The following is a 16,309-nucleotide window of genomic DNA, read 5'->3' on the forward strand; positions in this document are numbered from 1 at the left end:
TCTCCTCTACGTTTTTCTATATTTTTTCTGCAACTCCGGCTGATTCAAAGGTAGCCATTTCTTTTACAATGTTCGTTGCTGCCTGGAGGATCGGAAAGGCGAGTGCCGCTCCCGTCCCTTCCCCAAGCCGAAGACCGAGATTCAAGATCGGCTTTTTTTCCAGAAGCATGATAGCATGCTCATGCCCAACCTCCATGGAGCGATGTCCGATGAAGAGGTATCCCTTGGCTTCAGGGTAGAGCCTTTGGGCAAGAAGGGCCGCCACCGTGCTGATGAAGCCATCCACAAGTATAGGGATTTTGCGCTCCGCTGCCGCCAAAATGGCGCCTACCATTCCTCCGATCTCAAGGCCTCCAACTTTTGAAAGTGTATCTATTGGATCGGTCGGGTCTGGGGTTCGCTTCTGAAGGGACTGACGGATAACTTGTTGTTTCCATTCTAATTGATTGGTAGTTATCCCCGTACCAGTTCCAATGACATCCTCTACATCCAACCCGCTTAAGGCTGATAGAATTGCACTGCTGCTCGTGGTGTTGCCTATTCCCATTTCCCCGATGATCAGACATTTTACCCCGTTCTCGATGACACTTGTTGCCATGTCGCTTCCCACTTCAATCGCCTTCCATGCCTCCTCTCTTGTCATGGCGTCCCCCTCTAGGAAGTTAGCTGTCCCATGACGGATTTTTCTCCTATGAAGGCCTATTCGGTCCAAATCTGCCGCAACTCCTATATCGACAATTTCAACTTTTGCCCCGATTTGCTTCCCCAATACATTTATGGCCGCTCCACCATCAAGGAAATTGTGCACCATCTGCACAGTCACTTCCTGAGGAAATGCTGACACCCCCTCGGAAGCTATACCATGATCAGCGGCAAAAACAATGATTCCTGGGGGTGTCACCTCAGGAAAATCTTCATTTGTTATCTGCGCAAGTTGTATGGCGATTTCTTCCACTTCTCCTAAACTTCCCTTGGGCTTGGTCAAGGAGTTTAAATACCCCTCCATCTTCTCACCTTGCAATAGGTTGATAGGCTTGATGTTATACATTTTTCCCATGCGCTTCCCTTGCCTCCTTTTTGCTTAACGCCTGAAATTCAAGCATCTTTTCCTTAATCTTTTCCATGGAAAGATTCATACTCACAACATCTGCCAATCTATCAAACGACTCTTCTCTTTTTCTTTCAAAAGAGAGCCTGTTTATAATGGGAGACAGCCCTTTCTTCCGTCTCAGTGTGTTCAACAGCTCCTCTCTGAAACTGTCATTATGGAAGATCCCGTGGAAGTATGTACCTATAATATTGTCCATTTGCACCCCATCTGTCCGGTCTGCCAACACTGCAAAGGGCTTTCCATTTTCTCTTTCATGGAATATAGTCACCCCCATGTGGATTTCATATCCTTTAATAGAAAAATGTTTCCCCTCATAGTCTAGTATCCCCTCGGAAAGAACGGTTTTCTTCTCCTTTTCCAAACGTGTTCTCATGGGGATGAGACCAAGTCCTGAAACACTTTTTAGCGAAGATTCCACCTCGTATTCATCCACAACCTCATCACCAAGCATTTGATACCCCCCGCAAACCCCGAATATTTGTGTCCTTTGTTCAGCCAGCGTATGTATCCTGTTCCCAAGTCCACTTTCATGTAAAAATTGCAGATCACCTAACGTATTTTTACTGCCAGGGAGGATGACCATGTCCGGTCTTCCGAGTTCTTCCGACTTTTGTACATACCTCACATGGCAATCCTCCTCAGAAAAGAGTGGGTCCAAATCAGTGAAGTTTGAGATGTATGGGAAGCGAATCACCGCGATATCCAAGTCTTTCGTTTCATCTTTATCTTTGGAATAGCTATCAAGGACGACAGAGTCCTCGGCTTCAATATGTAAACCAGAAACATAAGGGATCACACCTAAAACTGGAACACCGGTATATGCCTCAAACCATTCCAGCCCAGGCTCTAGCAGGGACACATCCCCCCTGAATTTATTGATGACCACGCCGATGACCCTTTTGCGGTCCTCCTCTTCTAAAAGTTGCAATGTACCGACAAGGCTAGCAAATACTCCACCCTTTTCGATATCACCGACAAGAATGACAGGTGCATGGGTCAACCTGGCAATACGCATGTTCACCAGCTCCCGATCATTAAGATTCACCTCGGCAGGGCTCCCTGCCCCTTCTATTACGATGATCTCGTGTTCCCTTTGAAGGCGAAGATAGCTCTTTTCTATTACTTGTAGACCTTTCTCGTAGAATTCTTGCCGATAAGTACCTGCCTTCATATTTTGGAAAGGCTTCCCATGCACCACAATTTGTGATTGGTAGTCACCGGTAGGCTTGATCAAAATGGGATTCATGTCGGTGCTGGCCACCACACCAGCTGCTTCCGCCTGGACGCCTTGCGCCCTGCCAATTTCCTTCCCATCCTTGGTAATATAGGAGTTAAGCGCCATGTTTTGCGATTTAAACGGTGCGGTTTTATGACCATCTCTTGCAAATATCCTGCATAATGCCGTTACCACTGCGCTTTTTCCCGCATCAGAATGGGTTCCTTGGATCATCAATGGCGTCCCTCTAAACATGAAGTTTTGCCTCCTGACATCTTTGAATCCAATTATCCACGATCCTTGGATTGGAGCCAAAATGAATATGTGTATAACCAGCAACAAGGTTTTTGCTGATATACCCGTCTGTCCCTTTTCCTCTCATTCCTTTTGTTTCGAAGGCGGCCGGCAGATCTGTTTGGTGATGAAAGGTGGAATAGTGGAATTCGTGTCCCTTTGCAACCTCCCCCTCTTTTAGAAGAAAATTCCTGTTCATTCCTTTGACTTCCCTGTATCCAAGAGCAGCGAGCCTAGTTTGCATTTGCACGATACCAGGAATGACCCCTACCATGGGATAACTGTCTCCTCCGGCTGTCACAAGTTCCTTGCATAAATACATATAGCCTCCACATTCCGCAAAGGTAGGGATTCCCCTTTTGACTACTGCGTGATAGACGCTATCCATGGAGTTTGCATTAGAAGAAAGTTTCGGTGCAAACTCCTCCGGGAAGCCCCCACCAAGGTACAACCCGTCCACATCCAGTGGGACCACCTCATTTTCCAAGGGGGAGAAAAAGATTAACTCTACCCCCCTCTTTTGCAGAAGTTCCAAGTTCTCTTCGTAATAAAAATGAAAGGCCGGATCATAAGCGACCGCTATTCGTACCTTTTTGTTGGTGTATGTGGTAAACAGGGAAGATACATTCTGCTTTGGAAGCTCCAGAGCTTTTTCTGATAGTTCATATAAACGACCCACATCCACCGTGGTTGCAACACTTTCACCCAAAGCACAAAAAAAATCATTAAGCTCCCCTCGTTCAATGGATGGGACAAGCCCTAAATGTCGCTCAGGCATTTCGAATTCAGAGTCCCTTGTCATATAACCAATAACAGGAATCTTACATTCCGCTTCGACCGCAGCCTTAATTAAATGAAAATGTCCTTCGCTTCCCACTTTATTCGCAATCACCCCAACTATGTTCACTTGACCTGACAGACCCTGATACCCTTTGACCATTGCAGCCGCACTCCTTGCCATGCCGGAACAATCCACCACAAGCACCACAGGACTGCCGGTGAGGATGCTTATTTCTGCACTGCTTCCCTCATCGGAAAGCGGATCTTTCCCATCATAGAATCCCATCACCCCTTCTATGATGGAGATATCAGCGCCCTCACTTGCACGGACTAAAACTTCTCTCACATAATCAGGCGAAAGCATCCAGCTATCCAAATTCCTCGACTTTCGGCCTGTCACGGCTGTATGGTAAGAGGTGTCGATAAAATCTGGACCGCATTTAAATCCCTGGACACATATACCCTTCCTTCGCAACGCTGCCATCAAGCCGATCGTAATGGTTGTCTTTCCTACACCACTGCCAGTGCCTGCTATTAGAATTCTTCTGCTCCCCATTTTTTTCACCACTTTCTGCTTAAAATTCCACACCTTTAACAGCGGGGATCCCCTTATCGTAATAATGCTTTTCCGCATGGACGACCGAGACCAAATCAGCTACAGCTTGGACTTGTTCAGGTGCCCCTCTTCCAGTAATGACAAGATGAACATGCTCAGGCTTATTCCTGATTAGTTCCATGACCTCTGTCAATGGAAGGACATCATCTATCGGAAAACCGTCAATAGATAAAGCGTTATTCAATTCATCCAATACTACTATGTCGTAATCCCCACTCATGACAGCTTCTTTTGCTTTTGGCCAACCTATTCGAAGTGCTTCACGATGCTCATCAGGAGTCTTTGTCCAAGTGAAGCCAATCCCTAGTTGCTCCATCTCCACTCCTAGTTTACTCAGAGAAATCTGTTCACCGTATGTGCGCTCAGGTGATTTGATGAACTGAAAGATCTTCACCTTCATCCCTCTGCCTACCGCGCGAACCGCCAAACCAATTGCCGAAGTTGTTTTGCCTTTTCCATCTCCGGTGTACACCAGTGTCAAGCCTTTTTGTTTCGATTTCCTACTCATATAACATGCCTCCCTGTTTTTTTCCATCAAAAAAACGCCTTTCTGCTAGTTGCAAAAAGACGTTTAAAGGTCCATCCAAATCCAGATTACTATTTTAAAACTCTTCCACGAAGTTTCGTTTCAAAATGAAAACTGGAGAAAAATCAATGAATGTCACTTTAAGCATTCTTTCCTCGCAGAATCCTTAAAAACAAATAGGCAGGTCTCCTGACTTGCGTTTCAAGCACATCACCGACCCTTCCCATGCTGTTGCACAGTGGATAATCTCGGCAATATTCAACGCTTACAGTGGCGGGGTCCGTGCTGGATTCTCACCAGCTTCCCTTTTAACCTTTCTTCATAAAGGCACCTAAATGTTGTATTGTATCAATCAATTATTAAATTTTATATTATTGCATTTACACGATAAAAGCTTAAATTAACAACGCATTTATTGTAGCCTATTTTCCTTTGAATGTCTTTAAGAATTTTTCGGCTTTTGAAATTTCTTACCTTTTCGTTCTAAAAGTATTGGTGCTATATTTAATAAGATAGAAACAATTGTCAAAAACCATAATGCCCTTTCCATACCAGGTACTACATCCATTAAAGCCGACCAATCTTCCCTTTTTACCCACTCTGAAATAAGACTGTATTCTGCACAAAGTGTTAATGCTGTAAATGATAATCCCATCGCCATAGCCAGCTTATAATCCTTTCCTGCTGCATACATATATAGATTAATAAAAGTTAGCACTATTGCAATTACCCCTAATATTACCCACATAACTGTTCCTCCATATTTTTTTATTTATGACATGCAACAATGAGCGTCATCTCAATTTTTCACATGATCATTTTTTAGACATTAATACATCCATTCCTTTTGGGGTTTCTTAATGAACAAACTAGCTTTTTAGTTTAAGTAGTTTCATCTGATAAACTGCCCCATTGCCTAATACCAATTATTTCATAAACTGAAAATTCCTACAATATGTAATTCTTTATCATGGGCATAATTAAAATGAACGTAGCACCTTGATAAAGGGTCGCGCCCGTTTTTCTGAGCATCGATGATTAATGTAAAGGCTACACAGGACTTTTGAAAAGCTCCTAGATTCTTGAATAGCAGTAATAACTTAGATTTATAATACGCGTGCTATAGATGGTTATGGAAAGTTTGGGATTTTCTTTTTGGATGAACTTTTCCTTTTTGTTTGTTAGCGACTTTTTAACTATAAGACTTAGAGATTGAAATAGAATTCGTGCTAAAGCAAATGGTAGAATAAAGACAGAACAAAATCATAAATATCAACAAAATAAAGGAAGGTGAAAAAATCGATGATTTATACCCTTCAAGCAATGATTATTAGCTTCCTCTTGACTTTACCTCTTGCCTTAATGAGCTTTTTTGAATGGAAACGTTACAAATGTTAATTCCAGAAAGAGTTGGGACCTACTCTTTGGGATAAGAATGTCCTTGCACTATGAAGGCGTACCACCCCAAATAGGTGCATGTTGAAGCAGGAAATTCATTTCCGGTGGATTCAAATACGATGGGACCCCCAGGACCTAAGGCGAAGGGGACTATCGGACTACCTGGATATACTGCGCGAATCGGTACTCATTTTTATATTGGATACACTTATTTTTGTTCACCTTCTTCCAGCCTACTTTTTCGTTGTCTTAAATATCGTCGGCCTGGTTTACAGTTTCAACTATCTTCATTGTCAAACTTATAAAATTAAATTTAAGTGATGCTTTTCACTGAGGAATAGAAAGGATAACTAGTATGGTATCTAAAACAGCATTGATTATTGGTGGCGGGCTAGCTGGACTTTCTGCTGCTTTAGCCTTACAGCATTTGGGATGGAACGTCTCTGTATATGAGAAGGCAAATGAACTTAAGGAATTGGGTGCAGGAATTGTTTTATCCGCAAATGCCATCAAAGCCTTGGAGAAATTGGGGGTCGCAGAACAAGTGCGCAAGATCGGCTCCCCCGTAAAAAAAGCAGAGATACGAACATGGGATGGAAAGCTACTCGTTAATGTACCTGTTCATAAACAAGCGAAACTTTATGGCACCTATAGTTACCTGATTTATCGCCCTGATCTGCAAAGCATTTTATATGAAAAATTAAAACAAGAAACCGTTATTTTCGGAAAAAAGTTAATTCGTATAGAACAGGATGCAGCCAAAATCACGGCGATTTTTGAAGATGGAGAGGAAGCAGAAGGAGATCTATTAATTGGAGCTGACGGCGTACACTCTGAAGTAAGGAAATCTATCATCGGATCAACACCTTCCCGTTATTCTGGGTTCACTGCTATTCGAGGGATATCCAATTTTGATGATGACCGCTTTCCAGTCGAACTTGGCGGAGGCTTTGAAGCTTGGGGTCCTGGTAAAAGGTTTGGATTTTCCCATCTGGGCAGTGGCCGAATATTTTGGTTTTCAGCAATTAATACCCCGCAAGGAACGATGATTACCATCGAGGATCGGAAGAAAGCTGCTTTGGAGACATTTAAGAGTTCATTCGAGCCAATTGAAGCGGTCATTGAGTCTACCAATGAATCAGACATACTCCTGCATGAAATCTTTGATCGGAGTCCTCTAAAATATTGGAGTAAAGGCAGGGCTACGTTGATCGGAGATGCTGCTCATCCGATGCTTCCTAACCTCGGACAAGGGGGAGCCCAAGCCCTAGAAGATGCACTAGTATTATCCCGTTCCCTTGAAAAATACCCTAACAACGTGCAGCAAGCTTTTATAATGTATGAAAAAATTAGGATTCCCCGCACCACACAAGTGGTACGTGGCTCAAGAGCAATGGCGAGATTAATGCAGCTTGAAAATCCGTTAGCGATCGATTTCCGGAACCTAATGCTTCGTTCAATGCCAGACTCCGTTCAAATAAAGCGTTTGGAATGGGTGATTGGACATGAGGTATGAAAAGAATACACACTTATGTTAAAGTAATTACTTAAATAACGGGTTTGCGTTGAATAAATAAATAAATAATGAAACAAAGGGGCTTGGAAATCCAAGCTCCCTTTTAGGTATTTTTAGATATGCATCAATCACCTTATATAAGATATCTTTCAGTTCAGAACTTTATCACCGATACCTAATCGTTGAGCTGGAGTCTTATTTTCTTTTCCCGCCTTATAAGGCAAACAAAAGTTATAGTACGTCCTCAGTACCGTTATAGCCATTTGAGCGTATGTTGAATTAAAGTTTGCATAGATGTAACTCTTTTGATCTCCTCGATCGGTTGTTAATGGCATTTTGAGTATCGACAGCCAATATATAAAAAATTCAGCGTTAAACTTTTTTCCTGGATTGCCCCCTCATATGGGGTAAGAACCTTTGGATAAATACCTTACCGTAACTTTCTCTAAATTATCATTTAATTAAATATTTCCCGATAATAATCCCTTAATTCAGCTGAATTATCCTCCCATTCAATTTGATGTCCATTAACTATCTGATAAAGTACATCAAGACATCTATGCCATCCTGCCGCTGTATTAACTGCCCATGCACCATCGATAAAAGTATGGGTAAAGATCATTCGACAACCCTTTTCCTCTTCATGTAATGAGATGTTTATCAGATCATCAACTTCACGAAAACCAAATAAATATGGTTTTTCTAACTCTGTAACGGTAGCCTCATATGTCGTTCCTTCACCGTCATTAAAGGCAATCTTACCACCAAGTTTGAGATCCATCTCTCCTGTTGCAAATGGATACCACTGGGAAAAGGAACTAGGGTTTGTAATCACACAGAAAACCTGTTCTTGAGGATGAGGAAAAAACCGTTCAAATTTTAAAGCATAACGACCGTTGGACTCATGTAATGTACCAAATTCATTTAACATATCATCACCCTTATCTATACTCTTGTAGTCTTGCTATTCTATAGGATCAGTCAAACACTAACTATACTTATCGTACCAAACATTTATATAACTAAAAAAAAATGAAACTCAGTTTCGTGATCTTCCGCCAAAAAAAAATATAATGAGTGCTGATTCTTGTACCTTGATATAGCCCGATTGCGGAAAGTCGAAGTTTTATTTAGTAGGATGAAGATTTTAGTTTCTAAATGGTTTCCAGTTCTTTTTACGCTCATGATTTTCACTAGGTTCTCGATTAATGAAACGTCCTTCTAAGAAACCTTTTTGATATTGCCGTAAAGAAGATTCATTTGCGCCGCCGGCATAGTCAAGATTATTAAATTGTAAATCGTCATCTTCCCAAAAACAAATTTCACAAATTTCAAAAGTTCCAGGTGGCTTAGTTTTTAATGTTTTATAACCACAGCATGGACAAAAAAATTTGTTTCTTCTCATCTGTTCACCTTGCCTATATTAACTCTTCAAATTTGAACAATCGCTATCATTTATATCTTAATAGAATAATTCATTCATTTATGCGTAAATACAATACTTCATTTGCATCAGGAGTTTTTAGTAGCAATTGAGAATATTTAGTTAAGCAAACTCCAATAAAATCTTCTTCATCATTAGTATCTACATTTGGATTGAATTCTTCAGGCAAAAACAAAATATAATCACCAGCAATTCTATGCCATTTATCCTGTAAAAATTTCAGATCATCTTTGCTAATGACTTCAGTATATGGATTACTTATACTTTTACCATTAATACTGTTTGGTTCATACCACCAAAGAATCGTGCATTTTCCGGATCCGAAAATACATTTTATGTATTCGAATAAGCTTATTAACAAGTCTGTTTTAGGTTCTGCTAATGGGAATTCAATTAATGTCTTCAACTCAGCTTTTTGTCTTATATCTTGATTTAAACCAATTATATCTAAAAACCCTTCCCAAGAGCATTCCATACTTACCCTCCTTAGTTGGTAAATTTCATTTATAAAAAACTATTTGATTCAGTAATAACCCTAAAATTACAAACCCAACAATGAAAGCACCTATGTGAATTAAAATCTTATATCTCAACTTTATTTTAAATAAAAAATATAATCCAAAGGTGAAAAAAAGGATTATTAAATCTATAGGTGTCTTAATCAGTGAAACAATAAATTTATTATTGATATGGAAATGTTCATAAATAAAGTCTCTAAAATAATAATTATTTGCTATACCAACCATAGAAAAAATGACTTGATAAACAAAAAACTTAAAAAGGTTCACACCATTCCAACTCCATATATTAAGCCTTTTTATAAGCCTGTTTTCCTTCTTCTAAAGTATTGTTTTACTAATTATTTCTTATTCAACTAGAATTCCCAATTCTTAAGAAAGGAGCGATTCACTATGCAGCAATCGCGCCCGATTGTTGAAAAAGGAAAAATCAATCATATTCAACAATTGAATAATCAGTTGTGCTGGGAAGGGTTTTAATTACTAAATCTAAATGAGAGTATCTATTATTATTTGAAATAAAAACTAGACCATCACCGTCATAATCAACCCAAAGCACAGTCGAAAATTCATTTACTGTAACAATAGGAGTTTCCATTTTTTTGTTTTCTCCCCAAACTGTTTTAAGGTACCTGTAACCGATACTAAAAACGTCTTTCCCAAGTGAGAGACAAGCAAAATTGTTCATACTTCCATTTCCATATAAATAGGGGAAGATTACTTTAAACTGAACAATATTGTTAATTTTGATTTTGTTGTAATAACCGCTGCCTTCTTCCCATTTGGACTTCGTATATTCAATACAGTGTGTTAAACACTCATTATCAATTTCTTCTTGTTGAAAGTCAAAGCACTCAAAAAAGGCGAATACAGGAAAATCATTTATATTATTAACCCAATTAGAAACAAACTCTTCAACATCTGAAGCGTCTTTCCTTTGCCAAAGAGAAACAAACATCATAAAGGAAAGGTACTTTTCCATCAAATGCAAATGGAAATAAATGATTATTAGTAGCAATCGCAATATCAATCTTCATCACTTCCACCCCCATTTTACATGGTTTTAGTTCATATTAAACAATCCTGTCCCATTCCTCAATAAGAAAAGGCAATCAAGCTATGCTGTAATCGCGCCCGATTGTGAATAATGGCCCTCCTATTTATGTACTAATTAATTTGGTCAACTAAGATACTCTCTCCATTCAGTCCAAGCTTTCATATAGCTACTTAAGTCCTGAGGGTGTACTTTAATACATACACCAATACGGGTATACAGTTGAAAAATCACTTCATCTATAAGCCGTTCTTCTGTGAAGGGTGTATTAACTTTCCATAGCGCAAATAATGGCAGCAGCGTTTCTATATTCAGGCTATCTGGAGATGAGCAGAATGCATACGTAAAATCATAAATCCTTGGACCAATTAAAGGTGAAGGATCTATAACCCCAACTAATTTATTTGAATGATAGACGAAATTGTGGATCCCTGTATCTCCGTGAAGATAATATTTTTCTTCTTTATTATGATAATCTCTAAGTTTCTCCACTAATTCTTTAACTCTTCTATGGTCTCCATTAGGTAGATGGTTTCCTATGCTTTCATGAGCAAGCTTAAAACTAATGTTGTTAAAATCTGACCAGGTACTTCTATGTATTCCATTAACCCTTCCCCATGATGTATCATTATTTATCTTTTTATATTTAGTAAATAATTCTCGGATTAAAATGGTCATCCAATCTAATTTAGAACCACGGTTGTAGTGAGTTTCTCCAGGGATATATGTGTAAACTATGTAATTATCATTTTCATCCGCATAAATCACATCAGGTATTACACTTATTTCATTGTATGACAGCAGGAAATCTTTAGTTGAACTTATGATTTTCGGATCATCTATTTTGATAACATAGGTAGGGTTATTCTCTAGTAAAAGAGTATATATGACTCCTCTTGTAGTACCACTATTCATGCGTTTTAACACTATTTCAGCATTTCTTAACATTCCTTCACTTTCTAAAACATCTATTATTTTATCGGGTTTTTCCATAAAGCAGCTCCAATAGATTAATTTAAACTACAACAATTATAATTCAGCTATCGCTCCTAGATTGTTGAAGACATTAATTTAATATTTTTTTAAGTACAAGCTAAGTTTTATTTTTAATAGGTGTTTTTAGATTAGCTTTGCATGATTTAATTATTTTCTCGACTTTGTTCTTGAATTCATCATCCCCATGCTTTGGTAAGAAGAATGAAACTTCTCTGAGGTTCTTAGTCTTATAGTAAAAAAGATAATAATTTTTAGTGGAGTATATTGTAGGTTTTCCGCTTAAGTCCAAGTTACTATGTCTTAATAAGAATTTACATGAAAACGAATTGAACTCAGCGTAAATATTTAAAATATCTTTGTTTCTATATGCTTTGTACAGCTTCGCTCCAAGTATTCTTACACAAATGTACTTCCACATGTAATGGAATGTTAATAAGAGTATTGATATTGTGATGAAAGTGAATAACAAATCTACATTATTTGCTGCTATTAATCTTTCTGGATTATTATAAATGATTGAATTATCGTATCTCGCTTTGACATGGTACCAAACCTGCATAAGTGATAGTAATAACATTACTAACCAGTAAATTATTTTATTATATGTCGAATATCTAATCATCTCTCGGCAAGCTTCAGGGGTAACATGAACTTGGACTTCAATATTTCCCATTTAGACACTCCACTAATTGTTTTTTTATGTTCATACCTTCGAAACTCCCTTAAGTATTTAATTTAAACTACATCTAAAGTTATTCCGCAATCCTGCCCGTTTGCTTAATTCCAATTATTTCATAATCGAATAATTCCTACAATATGAAATTCTCTTTGGCTAAAATAAAAAGAGCGCTAATCCTTGTTCCTGGATCGCGCCCGATTGTTTAAGAACACTTATACTTAATAAATAAAAATAAGCTGTCATTACGACAGCTCTGGCACTCCTAAAGATTCTTTTCTAATTTGTGATCGTGAAGGTGTTCATATTCCATTAACTCAATAAATACATCATTGAGATTTTCCCTCTCTAATTCAGAGGAACCGAAATATGTTTTCGGGTCTATATTAAATGTAACAACATCAATTCCCCAGACGTTTTCTTCATTTTCAGGATTTGTAGTATTGATCATAATGCTTACTTCATACCATCTTTTCGATTTTGAACCAGTATGGTCAACAATCAAATTTAGATTTTGGAATCTCTCAAAAGTCCAACTTACATCCTTTCCACATTCTTCACGAACTACCTTTGTAATATAGGGATTCAGCACATCTACCAATAGTTCGTCTGAAGAAGCATATATTTCTTTCTTAATTTTACCACTTGGATGTACTGTAGCCTGACCAATATTAGTCGGTATAGAACAAAAGAGAATTAAAAAAGCAAAAACCAACAAGATTTTCTTCATATAATTCACCTCAAGTTTTATTTTCCAACTATAAGATGAATTATTCTGATGCTTTTTTGTTTCAGACTCGCGCCCGTTAGTTGAACAAATCATAAATTTGCTGGTTGAAATTCAATTGAATTGGCTTGAAACATGTTATCTAGATATTCATAAACAATAACAATTTCACCAATATAACCAGCTGGAGAAACTCGACAATCAACCCTCACAATAAGTTTATTGTCTTTTACTTCGTATTTAGTAATACTGCCAAACGCTACATTATCAAATAAGTTTGTCGGTGGTATTTCTAAAGGGGCTATATCAACTGTAAATACCTTTTCTCCCACACTAATTTCGGCTCTTTCAGTCGACAGCTTTGTTTTTACGTTTTTATATATAATTGCCAAAGGATTATCAACAAGAACATCAATCAATCCATTTGTATTTCTATATACGTAAACTTCTTCCTGTACCACACCAGTACCATAACCTTTCGTCAAGATTATAATTAACTCTTTCTTTTCATCTTTGTTGATGTCTTCGTAATACATTTCCGGGGCGTATGTAGGGTTAGTAACGTTCCTCCAAAAAGGTCTTGAGTAAACTTCCCCCTTGAAATTAATTTTGAAGTCTTGATATAAGCCGTTCATTTTTTTAGCATACAAGGTTATGTTATCTTTGCTTAACTCAGAAACAACATGATATCCCTCAATCGTAGAAGCTGCTTTATTAGGGGCACTCATAAGAACAAATGCCAATATAAAAATAATGTATTTTTTCATTAGTTGAACACCTCATTTTTAGTGTTCCCTAAGAGAATTTCTTATTATGCTAATCTGACCTGTTAAGTACACTCTTTTCACAATTTTTATTTTTTTAGCTAAATATCAAATTAACTATCCAAGTGTTATTCAATTATCTGGCCCTTTAATGGAATAAGAAAAATCCTATTGCTAATTGTATTAGGCTGATCGTCTCAAACCAGAATTACAAAATCAAAAAGTACACCCCTGTCAACAGGAGTGTACTTTCCATTTCGCATTCCTTATCAGTAAGCAAATAAATGTCTGCCGATTCTTAAGTTTGGTGTAGTATTTACAAAAATCCACTCAGATGTAGCGGTTTGAGGATTATAATAATATGTAGATCCATAGCTTGGATCCCAGCCTTTCCAAGCATCCTTAACAGCGTGATATGCTATATATGTAGGTGTTAAATAGTATTGACCATCCTGTACAGCTGTAAAGGCATTTCTTTGGTAAATGACACCTTCTATCGTCGAAGGAAATTCAGAGGAATGCAATCGGTTCTTTATTACAGCGGCTACAGCTACTTGACCTTTATAAGTTTCTCCCCGGGCTTCCCCGTAAACGATCTTAGCCATCTTTTCAATCTCAATTAGTCTATACAATGTTTCCGGATTAGCCACTCCATTGACGGAAAGTCCAAAATCCCGTTGCAAAAGCCGGACACCTTCCTCTGTTAAAGGTCCATAATATCCTGTAGGGGCAACTTCTAGATAACCCAACAATACCAGTTTTTCTTGCAGAGCGGTCACCTGCTGTCCCTGATCTCCTACTTGCAGCGAATTCCAATTTGCAAATGATTCTTTCGGAAAAAACGACACTGCCAGAATGGAAGCAAACACAAAGCTTAATAATTTCATTTTATTCGACATATAACAACCTCCTTTTTGTACATATACACCAGCAAAAGAAATATAAAACTTTATTTCCATTTTTTGAGGAAATACTCCTGTATAAACAGAGAGAAAGAACTAGATTGATTAAATTCTTAACCAACATGGCCTGCTCCCTCACCTTGCACTGTTTTTCTTTAGCTGGTGTTTTAAAAGTGGAAGTCATAAATGTCGATAAGAGCTTCCTCAGCTAGGCAGAGTCAAGCTTCGAAGTGCCTAGTTGAAGGAAAGTCCTTGCATATATCAACCGTGGTATAGCGCGAATCTAATTGATAAAGTTTAATAGGTTGTAAACCTTAATACCTTTTGTATACGATACATTGCTTTATTAACTATCGTCATCTCATCCTTATACGATTCAAAGGGCAGTGTGTACATTTCATCCTCATTACTCCAAAGTCTTAAATAGTATTCGTTCATATCCTTCATCACCTGCTCATCATTTGAGGCTGTTATTTTAATATCGGTTTCCAAATTGAGGTCATAAAGATTTCTTCTTGTGAAATTTGCTGAACCTCCGATGATCGTTGATTCCGCTTCTCTTTTAAAATATATCATTTTAGGATGGTATTGTTCCCCTTGTGTGTTGTACCATCTTAACTCAATATTTCCTTGTCCTTCCTCTACAAGTTCTGCACCCACAGGCCTGTTAGGGAGTCCTATCTTCTGCTGCCCAAATGCATGTTCATTTGGATCAAGGATCAAGTTTATTGTCACTCCACGGTGCGCTGCAGCAATCAGCTCCTCGATGATCTTTCTCTCGGCTAAATAGAACATACCGACCCATATCTCTTCTTTATCTTTAGAATTTTTAATTTCTTCAAGGGTATGATCTAGAATCTTCCGTTCGGTCAGAAGTTGGACCGCAATTTCGCCTTCCTCTTCTTTACCTTTATATACAGGCAACTTCCCACCACCCGAAAAATCAAGGACAGCTTGTTCTGTTTTTAATATGTCCCCTATGATTGGGCCCTTCACCTCAAAAGCGGTGTTTGAATGAAGTCCACTTGCATCATGCGGATTGGCAGAAGAGATGATGGCACTTTTATCGGTGGCGATCACCTTACGATGGTTTGCCTTTATATTCATCAGTTTAAGATAGGAACGGACCGTCGTATCAGGGGCACTTTTGGCCATCGGATTTTGTATCCATCCAGAACCACCTTGTCCAAACCATTGGAAGAACACTCTCCAAAGTCCTGAATACAAGGGGTTGGAGTCCCTTAAGACTTTTACGTTCGTTTCAATGACTTTTACTCCATTCTCTTCTAACTTTTTAAGTTCCTCCGCTTCATGCGACCCATACGTGGTGTTGATTTCATCCGTTATGAATACAATTTCCACCTCAGGATTCTCCTCTTTTTTTGAAAGCAGGGTTTTCATTAATGTGTCACTCAATGGAGGATAGTCCATCTCTCCATCGTTATATCCATTGAAAAGAAACATATCCAACACAATGAATTCCTCTGCCTCTTCGATCACTTTGTAGATTCGATCAAAAATTTCATGTTCTACTTGAAAATCATCTTTCTCTCCATATGTTAAATCGTAGAGGAAATCCACGTCCGTCACATAGTGGATATCTCCTTCATAGGAAACACCTTCAGGCAACGGCTTATAACTGTGATAGATGCTTGTAAGAGCAACAATCAAAAAAAGCACTAATAAAATGGTTAATCCTCTATTTTTCATTATCCATTTCTTCATTAAATTTCCCCCTATATATCATAAAAACAGATGCATAATAAAAAAG

At 38.3% G+C, this 16,309-nt stretch carries 16 protein-coding genes, 1 pseudogene and 1 riboswitch; of the genes and pseudogenes, 1 reads left to right on the forward strand and 16 read right to left on the reverse strand.

Annotated elements, in window-relative coordinates; translation table 11 throughout:
• Nucleotides 1-16: 16 nt before the first annotated feature.
• The 5 genes from cobT to EKQ44_RS04800 all read right to left on the reverse strand — a co-directional run bounded on the left by cobT (nt 17) and on the right by EKQ44_RS04800 (nt 5,291).
• Nucleotides 17-1,057: a nicotinate-nucleotide--dimethylbenzimidazole phosphoribosyltransferase gene (gene cobT, locus EKQ44_RS04780; protein WP_237662401.1), complete on the reverse strand. Its 1,041-nt coding sequence runs from the start codon at nt 1,055-1,057 to the stop codon at nt 17-19.
• Entirely contained in the window at nt 1,041-2,582 is a 1,542-nt protein-coding gene (locus EKQ44_RS04785; RefSeq protein WP_237662402.1) for a cobyric acid synthase, read from the reverse strand. The genes cobT and EKQ44_RS04785 overlap by 17 nt, the downstream gene beginning before the upstream one ends.
• Nucleotides 2,575-3,957: a cobyrinate a,c-diamide synthase gene (locus tag EKQ44_RS04790; protein WP_237662403.1), complete on the reverse strand. Its 1,383-nt coding sequence runs from the start codon at nt 3,955-3,957 to the stop codon at nt 2,575-2,577. The genes EKQ44_RS04785 and EKQ44_RS04790 overlap by 8 nt, the downstream gene beginning before the upstream one ends.
• A gap of 19 nt (nt 3,958-3,976) precedes the next feature.
• Nucleotides 3,977-4,525: a cob(I)yrinic acid a,c-diamide adenosyltransferase gene (locus EKQ44_RS04795; protein ID WP_237662404.1), complete on the reverse strand. Its 549-nt coding sequence runs from the start codon at nt 4,523-4,525 to the stop codon at nt 3,977-3,979.
• A 180-nt stretch (nt 4,526-4,705) separates the two neighbouring features.
• Nucleotides 4,706-4,893: riboswitch (cobalamin riboswitch) on the reverse strand.
• 92 nt (nt 4,894-4,985) lie between these two features.
• Nucleotides 4,986-5,291, reverse strand: a complete 306-nt coding sequence (locus EKQ44_RS04800) for a hypothetical protein (protein ID WP_237662405.1) — start codon at nt 5,289-5,291, stop codon at nt 4,986-4,988.
• Nucleotides 5,292-6,296: 1,005 nt separating this feature from the next.
• Here EKQ44_RS04800 and EKQ44_RS04805 point away from each other — a divergent pair.
• Nucleotides 6,297-7,457, forward strand: a complete 1,161-nt coding sequence (locus tag EKQ44_RS04805; protein WP_237662406.1) for an FAD-dependent monooxygenase — start codon at nt 6,297-6,299, stop codon at nt 7,455-7,457.
• 149 nt (nt 7,458-7,606) lie between these two features.
• Here EKQ44_RS04805 and EKQ44_RS04810 read toward each other — a convergent pair.
• The 11 genes and pseudogenes from EKQ44_RS04810 to EKQ44_RS04860 form a co-directional block, all read right to left on the reverse strand.
• Nucleotides 7,607-7,798: pseudogene (locus EKQ44_RS04810) on the reverse strand (hypothetical protein); the annotation flags it as partial.
• A gap of 116 nt (nt 7,799-7,914) precedes the next feature.
• A complete protein-coding gene (locus EKQ44_RS04815) occupies nt 7,915-8,388 on the reverse strand; it encodes an SRPBCC family protein (protein ID WP_237662407.1) in 474 nt (157 codons plus the stop codon).
• A 216-nt stretch (nt 8,389-8,604) separates the two neighbouring features.
• Entirely contained in the window at nt 8,605-8,862 is a 258-nt protein-coding gene (locus EKQ44_RS04820; RefSeq protein ID WP_237662408.1) for a CPCC family cysteine-rich protein, read from the reverse strand.
• 70 nt (nt 8,863-8,932) lie between these two features.
• Nucleotides 8,933-9,376, reverse strand: coding sequence for a hypothetical protein (locus tag EKQ44_RS04825; RefSeq protein WP_237662409.1), 444 nt, complete (start codon nt 9,374-9,376; stop codon nt 8,933-8,935).
• 473 nt (nt 9,377-9,849) lie between these two features.
• The gene (locus EKQ44_RS04830; protein WP_237662410.1) at nt 9,850-10,380 is read right to left on the reverse strand and encodes a hypothetical protein; all 531 of its coding nucleotides are present in this window, start codon (nt 10,378-10,380) and stop codon (nt 9,850-9,852) included.
• Nucleotides 10,381-10,599: 219 nt separating this feature from the next.
• Nucleotides 10,600-11,466: a protein kinase family protein gene (locus EKQ44_RS04835; protein ID WP_237662411.1), complete on the reverse strand. Its 867-nt coding sequence runs from the start codon at nt 11,464-11,466 to the stop codon at nt 10,600-10,602.
• 100 nt (nt 11,467-11,566) lie between these two features.
• Nucleotides 11,567-12,142 (reverse strand): hypothetical protein, encoded by a 576-nt coding sequence (locus EKQ44_RS04840; RefSeq protein WP_237662412.1) that lies wholly within the window; start codon nt 12,140-12,142, stop codon nt 11,567-11,569.
• A 268-nt stretch (nt 12,143-12,410) separates the two neighbouring features.
• Complete coding sequence (locus EKQ44_RS04845; RefSeq protein WP_237662413.1) at nt 12,411-12,875, reverse strand: DUF3888 domain-containing protein; 465 nt, start codon at nt 12,873-12,875, stop codon at nt 12,411-12,413.
• A gap of 89 nt (nt 12,876-12,964) precedes the next feature.
• A complete protein-coding gene (locus EKQ44_RS04850; RefSeq protein WP_237662414.1) occupies nt 12,965-13,639 on the reverse strand; it encodes a hypothetical protein in 675 nt (224 codons plus the stop codon).
• Nucleotides 13,640-13,905: 266 nt separating this feature from the next.
• Nucleotides 13,906-14,535, reverse strand: coding sequence for a cell wall hydrolase (locus tag EKQ44_RS04855; protein ID WP_237662415.1), 630 nt, complete (start codon nt 14,533-14,535; stop codon nt 13,906-13,908).
• A 300-nt stretch (nt 14,536-14,835) separates the two neighbouring features.
• Nucleotides 14,836-16,263, reverse strand: a complete 1,428-nt coding sequence (locus EKQ44_RS04860) for a phospholipase D family protein (protein WP_237662416.1) — start codon at nt 16,261-16,263, stop codon at nt 14,836-14,838.
• Between the last annotated feature and the right edge of the window lie 46 nt (nt 16,264-16,309).

Source organism: Sutcliffiella horikoshii (assembly GCF_021991925.1).
Classification (GTDB): Bacteria; Bacillota; Bacilli; order Bacillales; family Bacillaceae_I; genus Sutcliffiella_A; species Sutcliffiella_A horikoshii_F.